The organism is Citrobacter sp. Marseille-Q5395 (assembly GCF_947057495.1).
GTDB classification, from domain to species: Bacteria; Pseudomonadota; Gammaproteobacteria; order Enterobacterales; family Enterobacteriaceae; genus Citrobacter; species Citrobacter murliniae.
In genome coordinates this window covers 14,757-31,928 of record NZ_CAMSEL010000028.1, presented here as the reverse complement: position 1 = coordinate 31,928, position 17,172 = coordinate 14,757, and the positions used below count along the sequence as shown (strand labels likewise).

At 54.1% G+C, this 17,172-nt stretch carries 3 protein-coding genes; 1 reads left to right on the top strand and 2 read right to left on the bottom strand.

The genetic code is table 11. The features are described 5' to 3' along the window. Window positions 1-53: 53 nt before the first annotated feature. The gene (locus OH663_RS23540) at window positions 54-14,684 is read right to left on the bottom strand and encodes an Ig-like domain-containing protein (protein ID WP_263525879.1); all 14,631 of its coding nucleotides are present in this window, start codon (window positions 14,682-14,684) and stop codon (window positions 54-56) included. A gap of 123 nt (window positions 14,685-14,807) precedes the next feature. Beyond that, window positions 14,808-16,091, bottom strand: coding sequence for a TolC family outer membrane protein (locus OH663_RS23535; RefSeq protein WP_200013219.1), 1,284 nt, complete (start codon window positions 16,089-16,091; stop codon window positions 14,808-14,810). A gap of 861 nt (window positions 16,092-16,952) precedes the next feature. Here OH663_RS23535 and OH663_RS23530 point away from each other — a divergent pair. Beyond that, complete coding sequence (locus tag OH663_RS23530; RefSeq protein WP_223306990.1) at window positions 16,953-17,117, top strand: YnfU family zinc-binding protein; 165 nt, start codon at window positions 16,953-16,955, stop codon at window positions 17,115-17,117. Window positions 17,118-17,172 lie beyond the last annotated feature (55 nt).

The following is a 17,172-nucleotide window of genomic DNA, read 5'->3' as shown; positions in this document are numbered from 1 at the left end:
TTATGTAAAGAAATGAATAGCTGCGTGAGTTTATACCCTCGCAGCTCATTTGATTACGCTAATAACAATTGATGATTTGCCAGCAACGTGGCCAAATCGGTTTGCACACCATTAAGCGTCACGACGATGGTCGAGTCGAACTGGCTACCCGTTCCATCTCTGTCGATCTGAATCTGAGTGTTGCTCCCAATTTGTACCACCTGGATATAGTCAGTGAGATTGTTCACCCCACTGTCCAACGTCGCCACGCCATTCACATAGCTCGCCGATCCCGTGCCGGTATAGCCGCTATCAGAAAGCAGATCGCGCAGGTCAATACGGTCAGTATCTGCCGTCCCCTCCCAGGTACCGACAGTAAAGCCGTTTACCACATCGCTGCCGTTGCCACCCGTGGCATCCAAAGCGTTGATCAGCTTATAAAGCAACGTATCGTGACCGCCGCTGCCGATATTGAAGGTGTCATTACCGCCGCGCCCTTCGAACTGGTTATCACCGCTATTGCCAGTAATAACGTCGTTGTAGTTGGAACCATTAATCCCTTCAATATTAACCAACGTCGCGGTATCGAACCCGGTACTCTGAGCCGTAGAGCGCCCCAGATCGACGGTTACACCGGAAGCAGCATGGCGATAATCTACGACATCCACGCCGCCTGTACTGCTCCACGTGTCGTGTTCAGAGGTTGTCGTCCAACCACCAGAACCGTTGTAGGTATAATTCCCCGCCTCAGCTATAAAGGTATCGTTGTATCCGGTACCTGTCAGGGTTCCGTGGTGTCCGCCTGTGGCAGCATCAGCCGTCAGGGAATAACTCTCTTTACCGTCTCCTGCTGTCAGTCCATCCCAGGTTGCATTACTTGAAACACCGTTAATGGCACGAACCAGCACCGCACGGTAAGTTTCACTGGGGTCCAAACCGTAAAAACTGATGAGTGACGAGGAATCGTTTATGCCGATCCCTGACTGGGCATTGATGATTTCGCTGGCGACCAACTGATTTGCCGAGTTGTATAGCTGGACAGTGTTGCCAAAGAAGGCGTTAATTCCTTCGCTGTCGACAATCTTCAAATGCAATGCTGTTCCAGGCGCAACCGTATTGGTATTACGCTCCAGTAAAACAGTACCGTTTTGACGGAAAATCAGCAGATCCTGTGCACCATCCCAGTCGTAATCAAGCAGAGCAGCTCCGGATACCTGAGTTGACGTAGCGGTACTGAATTTTGAAGCTGTAAAACTTGCTGTACCCGCCAGTCCATCATTGGTGTAAAGATAAGACTGCCCGCTATTCGCCAGTTTGATGATGTCCATGTTACCGTCGAGGTTCCAGTCCACCGCCACGCTGACGTTACCCACAAACTTATCCGTGGTCGCTGTTCCAACCGCAGTGCCTGCAAGAAGGTTACCGCTACCATCGTTCAGCATTAACACGCCGCCCTGACTGGTTCCGCTGGAGGTACGGGACATGCTGATATACAGGTCCATGTAACCATCGCCATTAAAGTCGGCCCACGTCATACTTACCGCACTGGAAGCCGCGCCAGCGCTAATGCCGCTGTACATGGTATTGGTAAAGTTTTGCCCCCATGTAAAAGAACCATTGCCTTGGTTAAACATGGTCGACAGCGCATAGGAGTTATTCCCGTTGGTCGTATGCTGGGCAATATCCACTTTTCCGTCGTTATTCAAATCCACACCGGACGCCTCAATCAGGCTGTTGTACCTACCTACCGTCGAACCTGATACAAAGTTGGTGTATGTCCCGGACTTAGAACTACCGGTCAGCGTACCGTTGTTATTGAGCATGAAGGTGCTGGAATCAGGTCCCCCAGCATCACCAATGACGAAATCGGTGTAACCATCACCCTGAATATCAATGGCAACCACCGCGCCATACCACACCGCAGTATGTATGACAGAAGTATTAGTCAACACAGTAGTGGTATAAGTACCGTCACCATTATTGATTAACTGCGCCATGTAGTCCCAGCTTGTCCCTTCAGCAAGCACGTCTGCCAGCCCGTCGCGGTTGATATCCGCATAAGTACCCGTGGTGTAATTCCCCGTCATAGAAAAATTACCTGAAACGGTGTAAGAGTTACGGCTGCTGGCGTCCGCCGATGCGAATTGCTGATTTGCGATAATCGTCCACAGCCCATCCGAATCCAGCATATAGCTGGAAGAATAGGAATCATTCGCGGCGGTAAATGACCAGGCTGGTGTCAATGATGCTTCATTACCCACGACCAGGCTGCCGGTGGTCAAATCAACGGTATTACCGTTGCCGGCGCTACTTTTCACTACTGCTGTGACATCATAATTCTTCACGCTCAGCGCATCGCCGTCCGGGATCTGCAAATACCAAGTGTTATTATCCGGATCGACCACTACCGCACCGCCTGAATCAGAGGTGTAGGTTTTACCGTTCACGTTGATAACGAGATACTCACTGTTAGTCAGTTTCGCCGATAGCAAACCACTCAGAATGGGGGTAGTGTCTGTCGTAGTCTGGGCGGTAATGCTCACGGTGGTGGTAGGGATGCGAGTATCTACTTTCAGCACAAAATCATCTGAATCGGTGTGGTTACCCGCCAGATCGGTCACACGCAACATATAGGTGTGATTACCATCATTCAAACCACTATCCTGGAAATACCAACTGGCGGCATCGCTCATCGTTACCAATCCCAGCAGCACACTATCACGATACAACTGCACAATCTCGCCATTGTCCGGCGCACGGTTAAGTGTCCCGTTAATCACAGGGGAACTGTCATCTGTTGCCACCGATGCGCCAAAACTGCCCTGGCGTTCGCCTTCTCCGTCGGTGTAGCTGACGACCCTACCGACCGTGACTGGCGTCGTGGTATCGACCGTCACCACCTGCGAAGAGGTAGAGCCGACGTTACCTGCCTGGTCGACGATCCGCACCTGGTAGGTGTAATCACCGTCAGCCAGATCACGGGTATCAGTGTAGCTCCAGCGCTGGTTAGTCACGGCTGTGTCAATCCAAGCATTGCCGCCATCAAGGCTTATTTGCACGCGCTCATCGCTTTCCAGCCCGCTGCCCAGCGAGCCGTTAATGGTCAGCTTGGTGTCAATGGTGATGAAGTCGCTGCTGGACTGCCCGGTATCTTCGCTAATGCTGTCAATAGTGATGCCATTCTGCGGTGCCTGGGTATCGACAGTGACCACCTGAGAGGTCGTCGCCCCTACGTTACCGGCCTGATCTACCACGCGAACCTGATAGCGATGCTCGCCATCGGTGAGCGTGCGGGTATCGGTATAGCTCCAGCTCGTCCCATTCACCGTGGCGTAGGCCCATGTAGTCCCACCATCAACTCTCACTTGGACATACTCATTTGTGCCAGGTTTCACACCCAGCGTACCGTGCAGAGTGTACGACGTTGAGCTGGTCAGGAAATCATTATTATCGAACCCAGTATCAACAGTAATGTTATCCACTGTTACTGTGATAGCCGCGTCAGGAGCGACCGTATCAACGGTCACCTGTTGATGCGCGGAAGCACCGATGTTTCCGGCAACATCCACTACCCTCACATAATAATCGTAGGTGGTGTTTTGCAGCGTGCGCCCATCAACGTAGTGCCAACTGTTGTTGCCAGTCACAATTACGTTCTGCCAGGTATCGCCGCCGTCAATACTGATCTGAACGTATTCATCAGCGGCCAGTGTTGCTCCCAGCGAACCGTGCAGCGTCAGCGAGGTATCGTTGGTAATGAAGTCGCTGCTGCTCAGCCCGCTATCATCGCTGATGCTATCAATGGTGATGGTTTTTCTGGTGTCTGGTGCGACGGTATCAATAGTCACCACCTGGCTGGTGTTGGCGCTGACATTACCTGCGTTATCAATAATTCGCAGTTGATAGTTGCAATCACCATCGGCCAGCGTACGGCCATCGACATACGTCCAGCTCAGACCGCTGACGCTGACGTCAGTCCATGTGCGACCGCCATCCAGGCTAATCTGCGCGTGATCGCCATTGCCCAGCGCCGCCCCGAGCGTTCCTTTCAGGCTGATCTGGTTGTCGCTGGTAATAAAGTCGTTGCCAAACAGTCCGGTATCCTGGGTAACGGAATCCACAGTAATGGTCGTGGTCGCCGGTGCGGTCAGGTCAATCACCACGTCCCGGCTGTCCGTTGCGCCGACGTTACCCGCATTGTCGATCACACGAACCTGATATTGGTACGTTCCGTCTGTCAGGGCGCGGCCGTCGGTGTAGCGCCATTGCAAGCCAGTGACGGTCAGATCAATCCAAGTCCCACCTTCATCAAGACTGATCTGTGCTTTCTCGTTATTACCAAGTTGTGCGGTCAGTGAGCCGTTAACGATGACCTTACTGTCGTTAGTGATGAAATCACTCGCGCTCAGGCCGGTGTCATTTTGCAGCGAATCAATACCGATCACCATTGATGGTGCGGTCAAATCAACTGTCACGGTGTGGTCGGCGCTGGCGCTGTTACCAATGGTATTGCTCACCTGAGCGTTAATCACATATGAACCGCCGTCTGCCAGCGCGGTCACGTCCGCGCTGGCGACGGTGTAGGTCCAACTACCGTCATTCTGCACAGTTGCGGTGTAGGTTTTACCGTTGAGCGTAATGGTCACCGTCTGACCCGCAGGTGCGTCGGTGGCACCGCTGACGACCAGAGGCGTGCCGTGCTCCGCCGCGCTGACGATGTCATCTTCAGCAAAGGTGTTAATCGTAATCGTCGGTACGTCACCGCTCAACGTCACTTCGTGCGTGGCGCTGCCCGGGTTGCCCGCCTTATCGCTCACCGTCGCGGTGAGGGTGTAATCCCCATCGGTCAGGCCGAGGAAATTATGGCCCGGCACGAAGACCGACCACGAACCGTCCGCCGCCACGGTCGCCTGATAGCTGTGGCCGTTGAAGGAGACCGTCACCATCTGGCCCTGTTCCGCCGTGGTACTACCACTTATGGTCTGGCCCGCCAACTGCTCAGCGTTGTTGACGATATCGTCATCTGCCACAGTGCTGATGGTGACGGTTGGTGCCACGGTATCAGCCGTCAGGGTATGCGTGGCCTGGCCGTTGTTACCGACTTTGTCGTTCACTGACGCAGTGACTGTCAGGGTGCCTTCACTGAGAACTGCCAGGTCTGCCGCCGGAACATCCAGCGTCCATGTGCCATCACTCCTCACCACCGTAGTGTAAGTTTTACCACCCAGCGTCACGGTCACCGTCTGGCCCGCTTCTGCGCTGGTAGAACCGTGCACGGTCAGCGGCTGCTGCACCTCAGCCGCATTCAGAACATCATCACTGGAAATCGTGGCAATGCTGACAACTGGCGCAGTGGTTTCCACGCTGATGTTATGTGTCGCCGAAGCACTGTTGCCTGCGCTGTCCCGCGCCGAAACAGAGACTTGATAGCTCGCGCCATCGCCCAGTGCGCCCACGTCTACAGCCGGTACCGTTGTACTCCAGGAGCCGTCGTTCTGAATGATGGCCGTGTAGCTCTTCCCATTCAGGATCACAGTCACCTGCGTGCCGCTGGCAAACTGCGTGCTGGAACCGTTGATCGTCAGCGTATTGCCCGCTTCCGCCGCGTTGATCACGTCATCACCGCTGAGGGTGTTGACGGTCAGCGCCACGGGGGCGGTATTCACCACTACATTGTGCGTCTGGGTGTTGCTGTTACCCGCGCTGTCGGTGATAGTTGCGCTGATGGTTACGGTGCCGTCAGTCAGGGCAGAAATCACGCTGGCCGGTACGCCCACACTCCAGTTACCGCTGGCATCAACGGTGGTGGTGTACTGGTTTGAGCCAATGGTGATGACCAGCTTATCGCCGACGTTCGCGCCGGTTGCTGTCCCGCTGACAATTTGCGCCTGGGTATGCTCCAGACTGTTAATCACGTCATCACCAGCCACGATGTTAAAGCTGACGGTTGGCGGCGTAGTGTCGAGCGTAATCGTTTTATCCGCACTGCCGGTGTTACCCGCCGCATCGCTCACGCTCACTTGTACGGTGTAGCCGTTGTCCGCCATGGTTGTCAGGTCTGCCGCTGGCACGTTAACGCGCCAGACGCCGCCCTGCAGAACCTGCGCGGTGTAACTCTTACCGCCAAGCGTCACGGTCACCGTCTGCCCTACTTCTGCCGTGGTGGTGCCGGAGATCGCTACCCCCGCAGAGGCTTCCGCGCTGTTAATCACGTTGTCGCCTGCCACCGTATCAATTGACACGGTTGGCACCGTCGCATCCACGCTGTACTCGCGTCCCGCAGAGGCGCTGTTGCCATTCACGTTGGTGACGCTCACCTGCACACTGGCGTCGCCGTCTTTCAGTCCGGTGAGATCAGCGGAGGGCACGGTTGCAGTCCAGTTGCCGTCGGCATCGACTTTCACGGTGTAAGACTTGCCGCTAAAGGTGATGGTCACGGTCTGGTTTTCTTCCACATTGGACGTGCTGCCGGAAAGCACCAGATCGATACCTTTTTCAGCGGCATTGATCACGTCGTCGGTGGCGATGGTGTTGATGCTAACAGCTACGGCTGCCAGATCGACGGTGACATCATGGCTGATAGTCACCGGGTTGCCCGCGGTGCTCTGGCCTTCTACTGTGACGGTCACCGTGCCTGCTGCCAGAGCACCCACGTCTGCCGCCGGGATTGCCGCACTCCATGTACCGTCTGCCAGCACGGATGTTGCGTAGGTTTTGCCATTGATCGTTACGGTCAGCGCGGTGCCTGGGATCAGACCGTCGCTGGAGCCTGTCACGATCAGGTTCTGATTGTGTTCAATACTGTTGACCACATCATCGCCCGCAACGGTATCAACACGCAGACCCGGGAGGTTGGCGTCGATGGTAACATCACGCTCGCCGGAGCCGGTGTTACCGTGACCGTTGGTCACGGTTGCCGATATGCTCAAACTGCCGTTGCCCAGCGCCGTCAGCACATCATACGACACGTTCACTGACCAGCTCAGATCGCTCTGAACCGTTGAGATATAATCATTCCCGCCGATAGAAACCGTTACGATACTGCCCGCCTCTGCGTTGGCAACTTTACCGCTAATAGTCTGGCCTGCAGCCACTTCGGAGGCATTGATGACGTTGTCACCCGCGATGGTATTGATGGTGACGGTTGGCAGGCCAGTGTCCACCTGCAGGTTCGCGGTGTTGCTGACGCTGTTACCCACGGCGCTAGTCGCCGTCGCGCTCAGAGTGTAATTTGCTTCACCCAGAGCGGTCAGATCCGCCGCCGGAACCGTCAGGCTCCAGCTTCCGCTTGCAGCGGTTGTCGCCGTGTATTGTTTACCGTTCAGGGTCACTGTGACCAGGGTGCCTTCCGCCAGGTTGGCACTGGTACCGCTCACGCTCAGATCCTGGCCTTTCTCCACCGCGTTCAGCACGTTATCGCCGCTGAGGGTGTCGAAGACAACTGACGGCAGCCCGGTATCAACGGTGGCGATGTAGGCTATACCGTTGAGCATCACGGTGACGACCGCACCTGCCGCTAGACCGGAAGCCGTGCCCGAGAGGGTCAGATCCTGCGTTTTTTCGGTGCTGTTGATGACATCGTCACCGGAAATTACGTCAATGGTCAGCACCGGGGCGGTTAGGTTCACTTCCACGTCGTGCGTGGCGCTGTTGCTGTTACCGGCTTTATCGGTCAGCGCCGCTCTGATGATGTAATCTCCGGTAGTCAACGCATTGACGTCTGCCGCAGGCACCCCCACGATCCAGTTGCCCGAAGTATCCAGGGTCGCGGTGTAATTTTTATTGTTGATGGTGACGGTCACCACATCGCCCGCTGCCGCGCCTGTCACGGAACCGGTGACAATCAGCGCCTGCGCATGTTCAGCGCTGTTGATCACGTCGTCGTCAGAAACGGTATTGATGGTCAGTTTCGGCACTGTGGTATCGACCAGCACATCGCGATCCGCCGAGGCCTGGTTACCCGCTTTATCGGAAACCGCCGCGGTGATAGTGTAGTCGCCGTCAACAATCGTGCCGAGATCCGCAGAAGGTACGGTCACGCTCCAGCTACCGTTTGCCTGTACGGTGGTGGTGTAATTCTGGCCGTTCAGGATCACGGTCACGGCCTGCCCGGATTCGGCGTTGGTCACGCCGCTCACGACCAGATCGACCTGCGCTTCTGTCGCATTGATGATGTTGTTATCGCTAACGATCTCGATAGACACCGTCGGCGCGGTCGCATCCACACTGTACTCACGACCGGCGGAAGCGTTGTTGCCGTTCACGTTGGTCACGCTTACCTGCACGCTGGCATCACCGTCTTTCAGGCTGCCAAAATCTGCCGTCGGTACGGTTGCCGTCCAGTTACCGCTGGCATCTACACTTGCAGTGTAAGATTTGCCGCCAAAGGTGATATAGACGGTCTGGTTCTGCTCCACGTTGGTCGTTGAGCCAGACAGCACCAGCTCCGCACCTTTTTCCACTGCGTTAATCACGTCGTCCGTGGCAATGGCATCGATGCTGATGGCGACCGTCGCCAGATCGACCGTTACGTTGTGAGTGATGGATACAGGGTTACCCGCCGCGCTCTCGCCTTCAACAGTGACCGACACGGTACCCGCCGCCAGTGCGCTAACATCTGCCGCCGGAATTGCTGCACTCCAGGTGCCGTCAGCCAGCACCGTAGCGGCGTAGGTTTTGCCGTTCACGGTTACCGTCAGCGCGGAGCCTGCTGCAAGGCCCTCACTGGAGCCGGTGACGATTAGGTTCTGCGCATGTTCGATGCTGTTGATCACATCGTCGCCCGCCACGGTATCAACGCGCAGGCCAGGTAAATTGGCATCAATGGCGATGTCACGCTCGCCAGAGCCGGTATTGCCGTGGCCGTTAGTCACGCTTGCTGACACTGTCAGCAAGCCGTTACCGATAGCCGTTAAGACGCTCAATGGAACATTTACCAACCAGCTCAGGTCATCCTGAACCGTCGCCTTGTACGTATAACCACCAATGTTAATCGTGACAACATCACCGCTCGCCGCACCGCTGACTTTACCACTCAGAGCCTGCCCCGTGACCACTTCTGCCGCGTTGATCACGTCGTCGGTAGCGATAGCGTTGATGGTTACCACCGGGATCGCGCTGTCCACCAGTACGCCATGGCTGGTATTCGTGCTGTTACCTGCGGTATCGGTCACGCTGGCCGTGACGGAGTAGTTTGCTTCACCCAGCGCAGAGACGTTCGCTGCAGGAACGACGACGCTCCAGTTACCGCTGGCATGGGTGGTGGCGATATAGTTGATGCCATTCAGGGTCACAGTGATAGTGGTGCCATCCGGCTGATTACTGGTGCCGGAGAGCAGCAGATCTTCGCCCTTCTCGGTGGCGTTGATGACATCATCGCCCGCCAGGGTATTGATAGTGATAACTGGCGTGGTCAGAGAGACGTCAATATCATGCGTTGCAGTGGTGCTGTTACCGGCTTTATCCGTGATGGAAGCGCTCAGGGTGTAGTCACTGTTCACCAGCGCGCCAACGTCAGAGGCTGGCACACCAATGCTCCAGTTACCGGAATCACCGAGCATTGCAGAGTAATCTTTGCCGTTCAGGGTTACGGTGATGACGTCACCCGCCTGCGCACCGCTCACGTTTCCGGAGACGATCAGCGCCTGGCCGTGCTCGGCGATATTAATGATGTCGTCGCTCGCCACGATGTTGAAGCTGATATTTGGCACAGTGACATCGACCAGCACGGATGAACCCGTGCTCGCCGGGTTGCCCGCTTTATCGGAAACGGTCGCCGTTACCGCCGCATTGCCGTCGGTGATACCTGCTATGTCGGCTGCCGGAACGTTCAGCGTCCAGGTACCGTCTGCCTGAACCTGCGCGGTGTACTGATTGCCATTGAAGGTCACAGTGACTGTCTGACCGGCTTCGGCGCTTGAGGTACCACTCAGGGTCAGGTCCAGCGCCGCTTCAGTCGCATTTAGCATATTGTCGCTGCTAATGGTGTTGATGGTCACCGTCGGCACGGTGGTATCGACGCTGTATTCCTGCGCGGAAGAGGCCGAATTGCCATTCACGTTGGTCACGCTGACCTGCACGCTGGCGTCGCCATCTTTCAGGCTATTTAAATTAGCCGCTGGAACGGTATAGCTCCAGTTACCATCGACGTCGACAGTTGTGGTGTAGCTCTTGCCGCCGAAAATGACCGTCACTTTCTGGCCCGCTTCGACGTTCGATGAGGTGCCGCTTAACACCAGATCCTGACCTTTTTCTGCGGCATTCAGCACGTTGTCATCGGTCACGCTGTTGATGCTGATGGCTACCGGTGCAAGATCCACATCCACAACGGTGCCGATGCTCACCGGGTTGCCGGAGATATCTTGCGCACTGGCGCTGATGGTGAGCGAACCGTCCGCCCACTGGGACACGTCCGCCGCCGGAACCGCCGCCTGCCAGGAGCCATCTGCCAGTACCGTTGCCGAATAAACTTTACTGTTGATGGTCACGGTGACGGTGCAGCCCGCCGCCAAATCGGTGCTAGTACCGGACACAATCAGATTCTGCGCGTGTTCAATCACGTTGATCACGTCATCACCGGCGACGGTATCAATACGCAGACCCGGCAGCTGGGCGTCAATGGTGAAGTCCAGGGAAGAAGAACCGGTATTGCCGTGTGCGTTGGTTACGCTTGCCGATACGGTCAGCTCGCCGTTACCGAGCGCGCTTAACTGGCTCTCGGTTAACAGCATGCTCCAAGTGAGATCGTCCTGCACGGTAACGGTGTACGTCTGGCCGCCGAGGATAATCGTAACGGTATCGCCCGCCGCCGCATTGCTCACCTTACCAGTCAGGGTTTGCCCTGCCGTCACTTCCGAGGCGTTAACGATGTTATCGCCCGCGAGGGTGTTGATGGTCACTACCGGCAGCGAGCTGTCCACCAGCACGTTGTGGGTGGTAGAGGCACTGTTGCCGACGCTGTCGGTGACGCTGGCAGTCACGGTGTAGTTCACTTCGCCCAGCGCGCTCACCGCAGATGCAGGTACGCTAACGATCCAGTTACCGCTAGCGTCTGTGATGGCGGTATAGTTGATGCCGTTGAGATTAACAGTGAGGGGGGTGCCTTCCGGCTGGTTGCTGGTACCCGAGAGCAGCAGATCTTCGCCCTTCTCTGTGGCATTGATCACATCATCCGCCGCCAGGATATTGATGCCGATTTGCGGCGTCACGGTGTTAACGACAACGTCCAGCGAATTGCTGCCAGTGTTGCCGGACTGGTCAGTTACGGAGACGTTAATCGTCATGGTACCATCGGCCAGCCCCTGAACAACAGACGCTGGCAGGCCGAGATTCCAGTTGCCCACAGCGTCTACCACAGTCGTGTAGTCGACGTTATTGATGGTGATGGTGACCAAATCACCCACTGCCGCGCCGGTGACGGAGCCGCTGAGGATCTGCGCCTGAGAATGGGCGATTTGGTTCACGGTATTGGTATCGGTGACAAAATCGTTGATCGTCACCTGCGGTACGGTGGCATCCACCAGCCCCACGCGATCTGCGCTACTGCTGTTGCCCGCCACGTCGTCCACAGTAGCCCTTACCGTCACAGTGCCATCTACCAGCGCGCCTACGTCGGCAGCCGGTACGTTGAGGGTCCAGGTTCCGCCCGTCTGGACTGTGGTCTGGTAAGATTTACCGTTCAGCGTCACGGTGACAGTCTGCCCCGCCTGGGCATTACTGGTGCCGCTGACCACCAGATCCTGCTGCGCTTCCGCCGCATTGATGATGTTATCGGACGTCAGGTTGTCCAACGTGATAGTAGGTGGCAACGTATCGACGGTGACGATGCGCGAGGCTTCTGCGCTATTGCCGTTCACATTGGTGACACTGACGCTCACCTGCGCACGTCCGTCGATCAGGGGTTCCATTGCACTCGCTGGAACGGTCAGGCTCCAGGAACCATCCTGCTGCACCTGCGCGGTAAAGATTTGGTCGGCAAATTTAACCACCACGGTCTGACCGGCTTCCACGCCCTGCGTCTGACCTGACAGCGTGACCTCAGCCCTTTTTTCGGCCGTGTTCAGCATGTCATCGCTGCTAATGGTATCAATGGTGACCGCTACGGCGTTCAGATCCAGTTCGATAGGGTGCTCAGCAGAAACGGTATTGCCCCACGTGTCCTGCGCGCTGACGTTGACCGTAATATCCCCTGCCGTCCATGCCTGAAGGTCGGACGCAGGAACACCAATTTGCCAGCTACCGCTGGCGTTCACCACGGCGGTGTAGTCAACGTTGTTGATGGTGACGGTAATCTGCGTGCCTGCGGCCAGATGGCTACTGGAACCGATGACGGTCAGATCCTGCTGCTGTTCGATGGCGTTGATCACATCATCGCCAGAAATCATGTTCACGCGCAGACCAGGCAGCTCGGCGTTGACGTTGATATCACGTTCGCCGCTGCCGGTGTTGCCGTGCGCATTAGTGACCGAAGCGCTGAAGGTCAAATCGCCGTCGCCAAACGCCTTGAGATCCGCTGACGGGATCGTCACGCTCCAGGTCAGATTATTACCCACCGTGGCGGTATAACTCTTGCCGCCAACAGAGATGGAAACAGTATCGCCCGCCGCCGCGTCGGTGACGCGCCCACTTAGGGTTTGATCCACAGCCACTTCGGCGTTGTTGACAAGGTTGTCGCCCGCAAAGGTATTGATAATCACCTGTGGTAGCACCGTATCGACCAGCAGATTAGCGTCTGCAGAACCGCTATTACCCACGCTGTCCGTGCCGCTCACACTGACGGTGTAGAGGGTATTTGCCAGATTCAGCACGTCGGAAACCGGCACCAGGACACTCCAGATGCCGTTTTCAACGGTGGCCTGATAGTTGACGTTGTTCAGCGTCACGGTGATGGCGCCGCCGTTTGGCAGATTGCTGGTTCCGCTCAGGCTCAGCGGCTGCATTGCCTCCTGTGCATTCAGAACATTGTCCTGGCTGATGACATCAATGGTGAATTCTGGCGGATTGCCGCTCAGCGTCACGCCGTGCGTCGCATTGCCGGTATTGCCCGAGGCATCGGTAACAGAGACAGAAATGCTGTGGCGCCCCTCACCCATTGCGCCGATGACGGAGGCAGGCACACCAACGCTCCAGCTGCCATCGGCCTGTACCACACCGGTAAAACTCTGGCCACCAAGGGTAACCGTAACCACGTCGCCCGCTGCCGCGCCGCTCGCCTTGCCGGAGATAATTTGCGCCTGGCCCTGCTCGCTGGTATTGAGAGTATCGTCACCCGCTACGGTATCGATCGTGACTACGGGTGCTGCGGTATCAACGGTGAAATCGACGGTGGTTGAAGAGCCGTTACCCGCCTTGTCACTGACGTTCACGGTCAACGAATGGTTGCCGTCAGCCAGCTCTTGTACTTCGCTGGCAGGAAGCGTAACGGACCAGGTGCCGTCACTGCCTACCGTGGCCGTGTGGTTTTTGCCGTTCAGCGTCACGGTTAAAATCAGGCCCGCTTCCGTGTTCGTTTTACCGGTCAGGGTCAGGGTCAGGTTGTGCTCTGCAGCATTGACGATGTTGTCCTGGGAAATCGCATCGATCGATAATGTCGGTGCCACGGTATCCACGCCAATCGTCTGGCTACCGCTTACGGTATTACCCGCCACATCTTTGCCGCTGACGTTGACCGTCCAGGTACCGTCACCCAGCGCCTGTGCGTCTGCAGCGGGCACCTTCACGCTCCATGCGCCGTTTTCGCCCACTTCTGCAGTATAGGTTTTATCGTTCAGCGTGACGGTGAGCACCGTTCCCTGCACGAGATTTTTGCTCGCACCGGAGAGGGTAAAGCCAGCGGACTGCTCGCTGGCGTTAATCACATTATCGTCTGCGGTGGTGGCGAGCGTAACGGTCGCGTCTGCCGTTGAGACGATCACGGTAATGCTGCCTGCAGCCGTGGTTTTACTGCCGTCGATCTGCACGACGGACCAGGTGTGTTCTCCGTCCGTCTGCGTCGGAAGTTTTACCGTCCAGGCCCCGTCTTTACCGACCATGGCGCTGGCAATGGTGCTGCCGCTGCTATCTTTGATCTGAATGGTCGCACCAGGTTGTCCGGTACCGCTGAAGGTTGGGGTATTATCATCAGTGACCTCTTTTGCACTCAGCACACCCTGCTTGTCACCCACTTTGTCCGTTACCAAAAAGGTCGGAGTTGCGCTCTCAACTTCTTTGGTGTTATCAATGATTTTGGTTTTGCCATCACCACCATGTGCCAGCAATGCGCCAATCGCGCCGCCGCCTAATGCTGCACCCGCAATCCAGCCCCACGGCGCATCGCTCAGGACACTACCTTGCTCGAGAAAAGGTTCGATACTGGATATTGTTGTCGCATGAGAAGTCAGTTCAGTGGTCGCAAGCCCAGACGCTTCTCCGGTCTCAGCAAACGATATATGGGTAAGTTGATCCTCATCGTTAAAGACCAACTCTGAATGGTTTTTACCTTCAGGATCGTCCATGAAATAATTGTTGCAGCGGATCACGCTACCATCTTTCATGTAAAGCAAGAGATCCTTACCCTGTCGCACGTAGCGTGCCACATCCTGTGCAGAACCATGGACCTCGATAACGCAGGGTGCAGAGACAGAAACAGAGAGGTTCCCTTCACCTGTCAGAACTGTTTTTTCAGCCGTCTTTCGGATAATGACATCAACAATTTTTACTGAACTCATATTTTTTCTCCTTGCAGGCGCCACCATCTTTTACTCATTGCCAATATTCAGATGTAGCAATCTCTGGGAATGACTCCCATTGTCTTCAGTTTTTTTAAGCAATTTTACAGCGTTTTATTTTCGTTAATAACTTAGATCAGGTAATTTCGCCGCAGCATTTTTTTCAACACCTATAGCAGGTAATAAATTATCCAGGGCTGTAGCATAATTAATTGCGGCACTCCAACTATCATATTCAGCCGTTATTTTTGATAGCGTTGCTTGCCAGACATCTTGTTCAACACTTAGTAAGTCATTAATACTTCTTTTGCTAAGAGTATATTCATTTTTATAAACCTCGCGAGCACGCAGAGCGCTCTGCAATTGTATATTCCCGGCATTTATTCTGCCGTGTGCTCCGGACCAGTCCGCCATAGCAACTGACGCTTTTTGTAGTACATCAAATCGCGCTTGATCGACTTGCGACATTGCCATTTTTCGTGCCCCTCCAGCCTGGAGAACTCTCGCTGAAACCGAGCCACCCTGATAAATAGGGGCATCAATATTTAGCTGAATATGATCGTCCCAATAGCTTCGGTTATCCGATTCATAACGCGTACGCCCACCTTTAAGGCTTAGAGTCGGCCAGTGCTGTGATTTTGCTTTTTCAACGGCATACTGAGCAGACCTTTCCATTGTCCTTGCGGCGAGTACAGATGGAATTAATGAATAATCAATATTATCAAGAGAATCCTCTTGAACGACTAATTCATCAGGTACTGGTTGCAACTGCTCTGCATCAATACCGCTTAACACAGCAAGTCTTGCCCGCGCGCTACTCAGCGCTGCATTGTATTGTTCAAACGTTGCCTGCATTCCCGCGACACGCGCTTGCGTCTGAAGCTCATCAGACGTAGAACTCAGACCAGCATCTGCGCGCAATCGTGCCATGTGCTGAACATTTTTAAGCGCAGTAATATTTTCTTTCGCTGCTTGTGTCAATTCGGTATAGCGTCTGACCTCAACGTAACTGAGAGACGTTTTCTCAGCGACACTAGATAATGTGGCCATAAGCTGGTACCGGTAACTATCTCGTTGTGCTTCAGACTGACTGATTGCGCTGTTCGTTTTGCCAAAATCATAGACAAGCTGTGTCAGACTTAGCCCCCATGTTGCTGAGTTTTGTAGTGAGCCGTTTGAGTCTGTTGTCTGGCTATGCCCTGTATTGCCATTAAGTGATATTTGCGGCATCCAACCACTTCGTGCTTCGTCAATTTGCGCCTGACCAATTCCCATTTGAGCGGCCTGCTGACTTATTGATGGGTCACGGTCAAAAGCGAAAAGAATACTTTCCTTCAGTGTCACATACGCAACTCGGGCTGTGTTCGGTGTACCGTTATAGGCTCTCGCAGTACCACATACGATCATGCCTGCAAATAAAAAATAAAATATGTTGTGCCTTAAGGGTACAAAAGCCCACACATAAGCCTCCTTATTTATCGACTCTCCTCCAGAATTCGTTTTTACTACGAATCAATTAAGGAATGAATTTTCTTTTTCCATAACGGATTGATTAATCAAGAAACTGTGAAATAGGAGCTTCGCCAATAAAATCAATTAATTTGGAGCATAACAAAAACTGTGATCCCTAACTACACCCACAATGTTAATACAGCGTTAACAAAATAGAGAATATTGTGCAATCTTTATAAAAAATCGAAAGGTTGTTTTTTACACCCCTAGAAAAAGCCTTTGTTATATATGAGATTCCTCTCTCATGACAGTTGCATATTTTTGCGTTAATTTCATTGTGAACTTACTCAAAGATTTTCAAAAAAAGTCAGTTTTAACCAAGACCTGTGGTATTTATTGACAAATATTTTTGAATGATTTTTATTCAGAATAGCAATCTCCATCAAATCACACCAGCAGACAAAAAAACCAACAGCACAATGAAACAAAATTAAGAATTTTCACCCCCAAAAAGGTCAATAATCCTTTATGAGGGTGTAGGCCATTAACAAGGTGTTTTTTTGCTGATGCGCCACGAATAGCTTTTGTAACTGGATTGCATTGATCTGGAATTGATATGAACCCGCATCTACTGTGTTTCTAACCGCAACGCTACGCTCACAACGTATGGACGTTTTTATGGATGAAAAACTGGAGGTATTGTCGAACCATGATGACGCATGATGACGCATGATGACGTGCATATGGGGAAATAAACAGATTAAATTTTAATCGGATGTGGTAGAGTGACACACATTCATTGAGAGGTTAATCATCATGTCCTTTATCGATTACGCAATGAAGTTCTTCAGTGGTGCATCGACAACCACTATCACCTGCCCTGTTTGCGGCTTAAAATCATCTCAGCCTGTCTCCAAAATCCGTCTAAAACAGGCAATGCTTTGTCCTGGATGTAAAGCTCTGTTTGTCCCCAAACGCTAGTTCCAGATACCGGGTAACACAAACCCGATGTTCTATACTTAGACATACACCAGCA

Bases quoted from the DNA above. Each gene is read 5' to 3' on its own strand.
- OH663_RS23530 (WP_223306990.1), top strand. From the start codon at position 16,953: ATGTCCTTTATCGATTACGCAATGAAGTTCTTCAGTGGTGCATCGACA.
- OH663_RS23535 (WP_200013219.1), bottom strand. From the start codon at position 16,091: ATGATCGTATGTGGTACTGCGAGAGCCTATAACGGTACACCGAACACA.
- OH663_RS23540 (WP_263525879.1), bottom strand. From the start codon at position 14,684: ATGAGTTCAGTAAAAATTGTTGATGTCATTATCCGAAAGACGGCTGAA.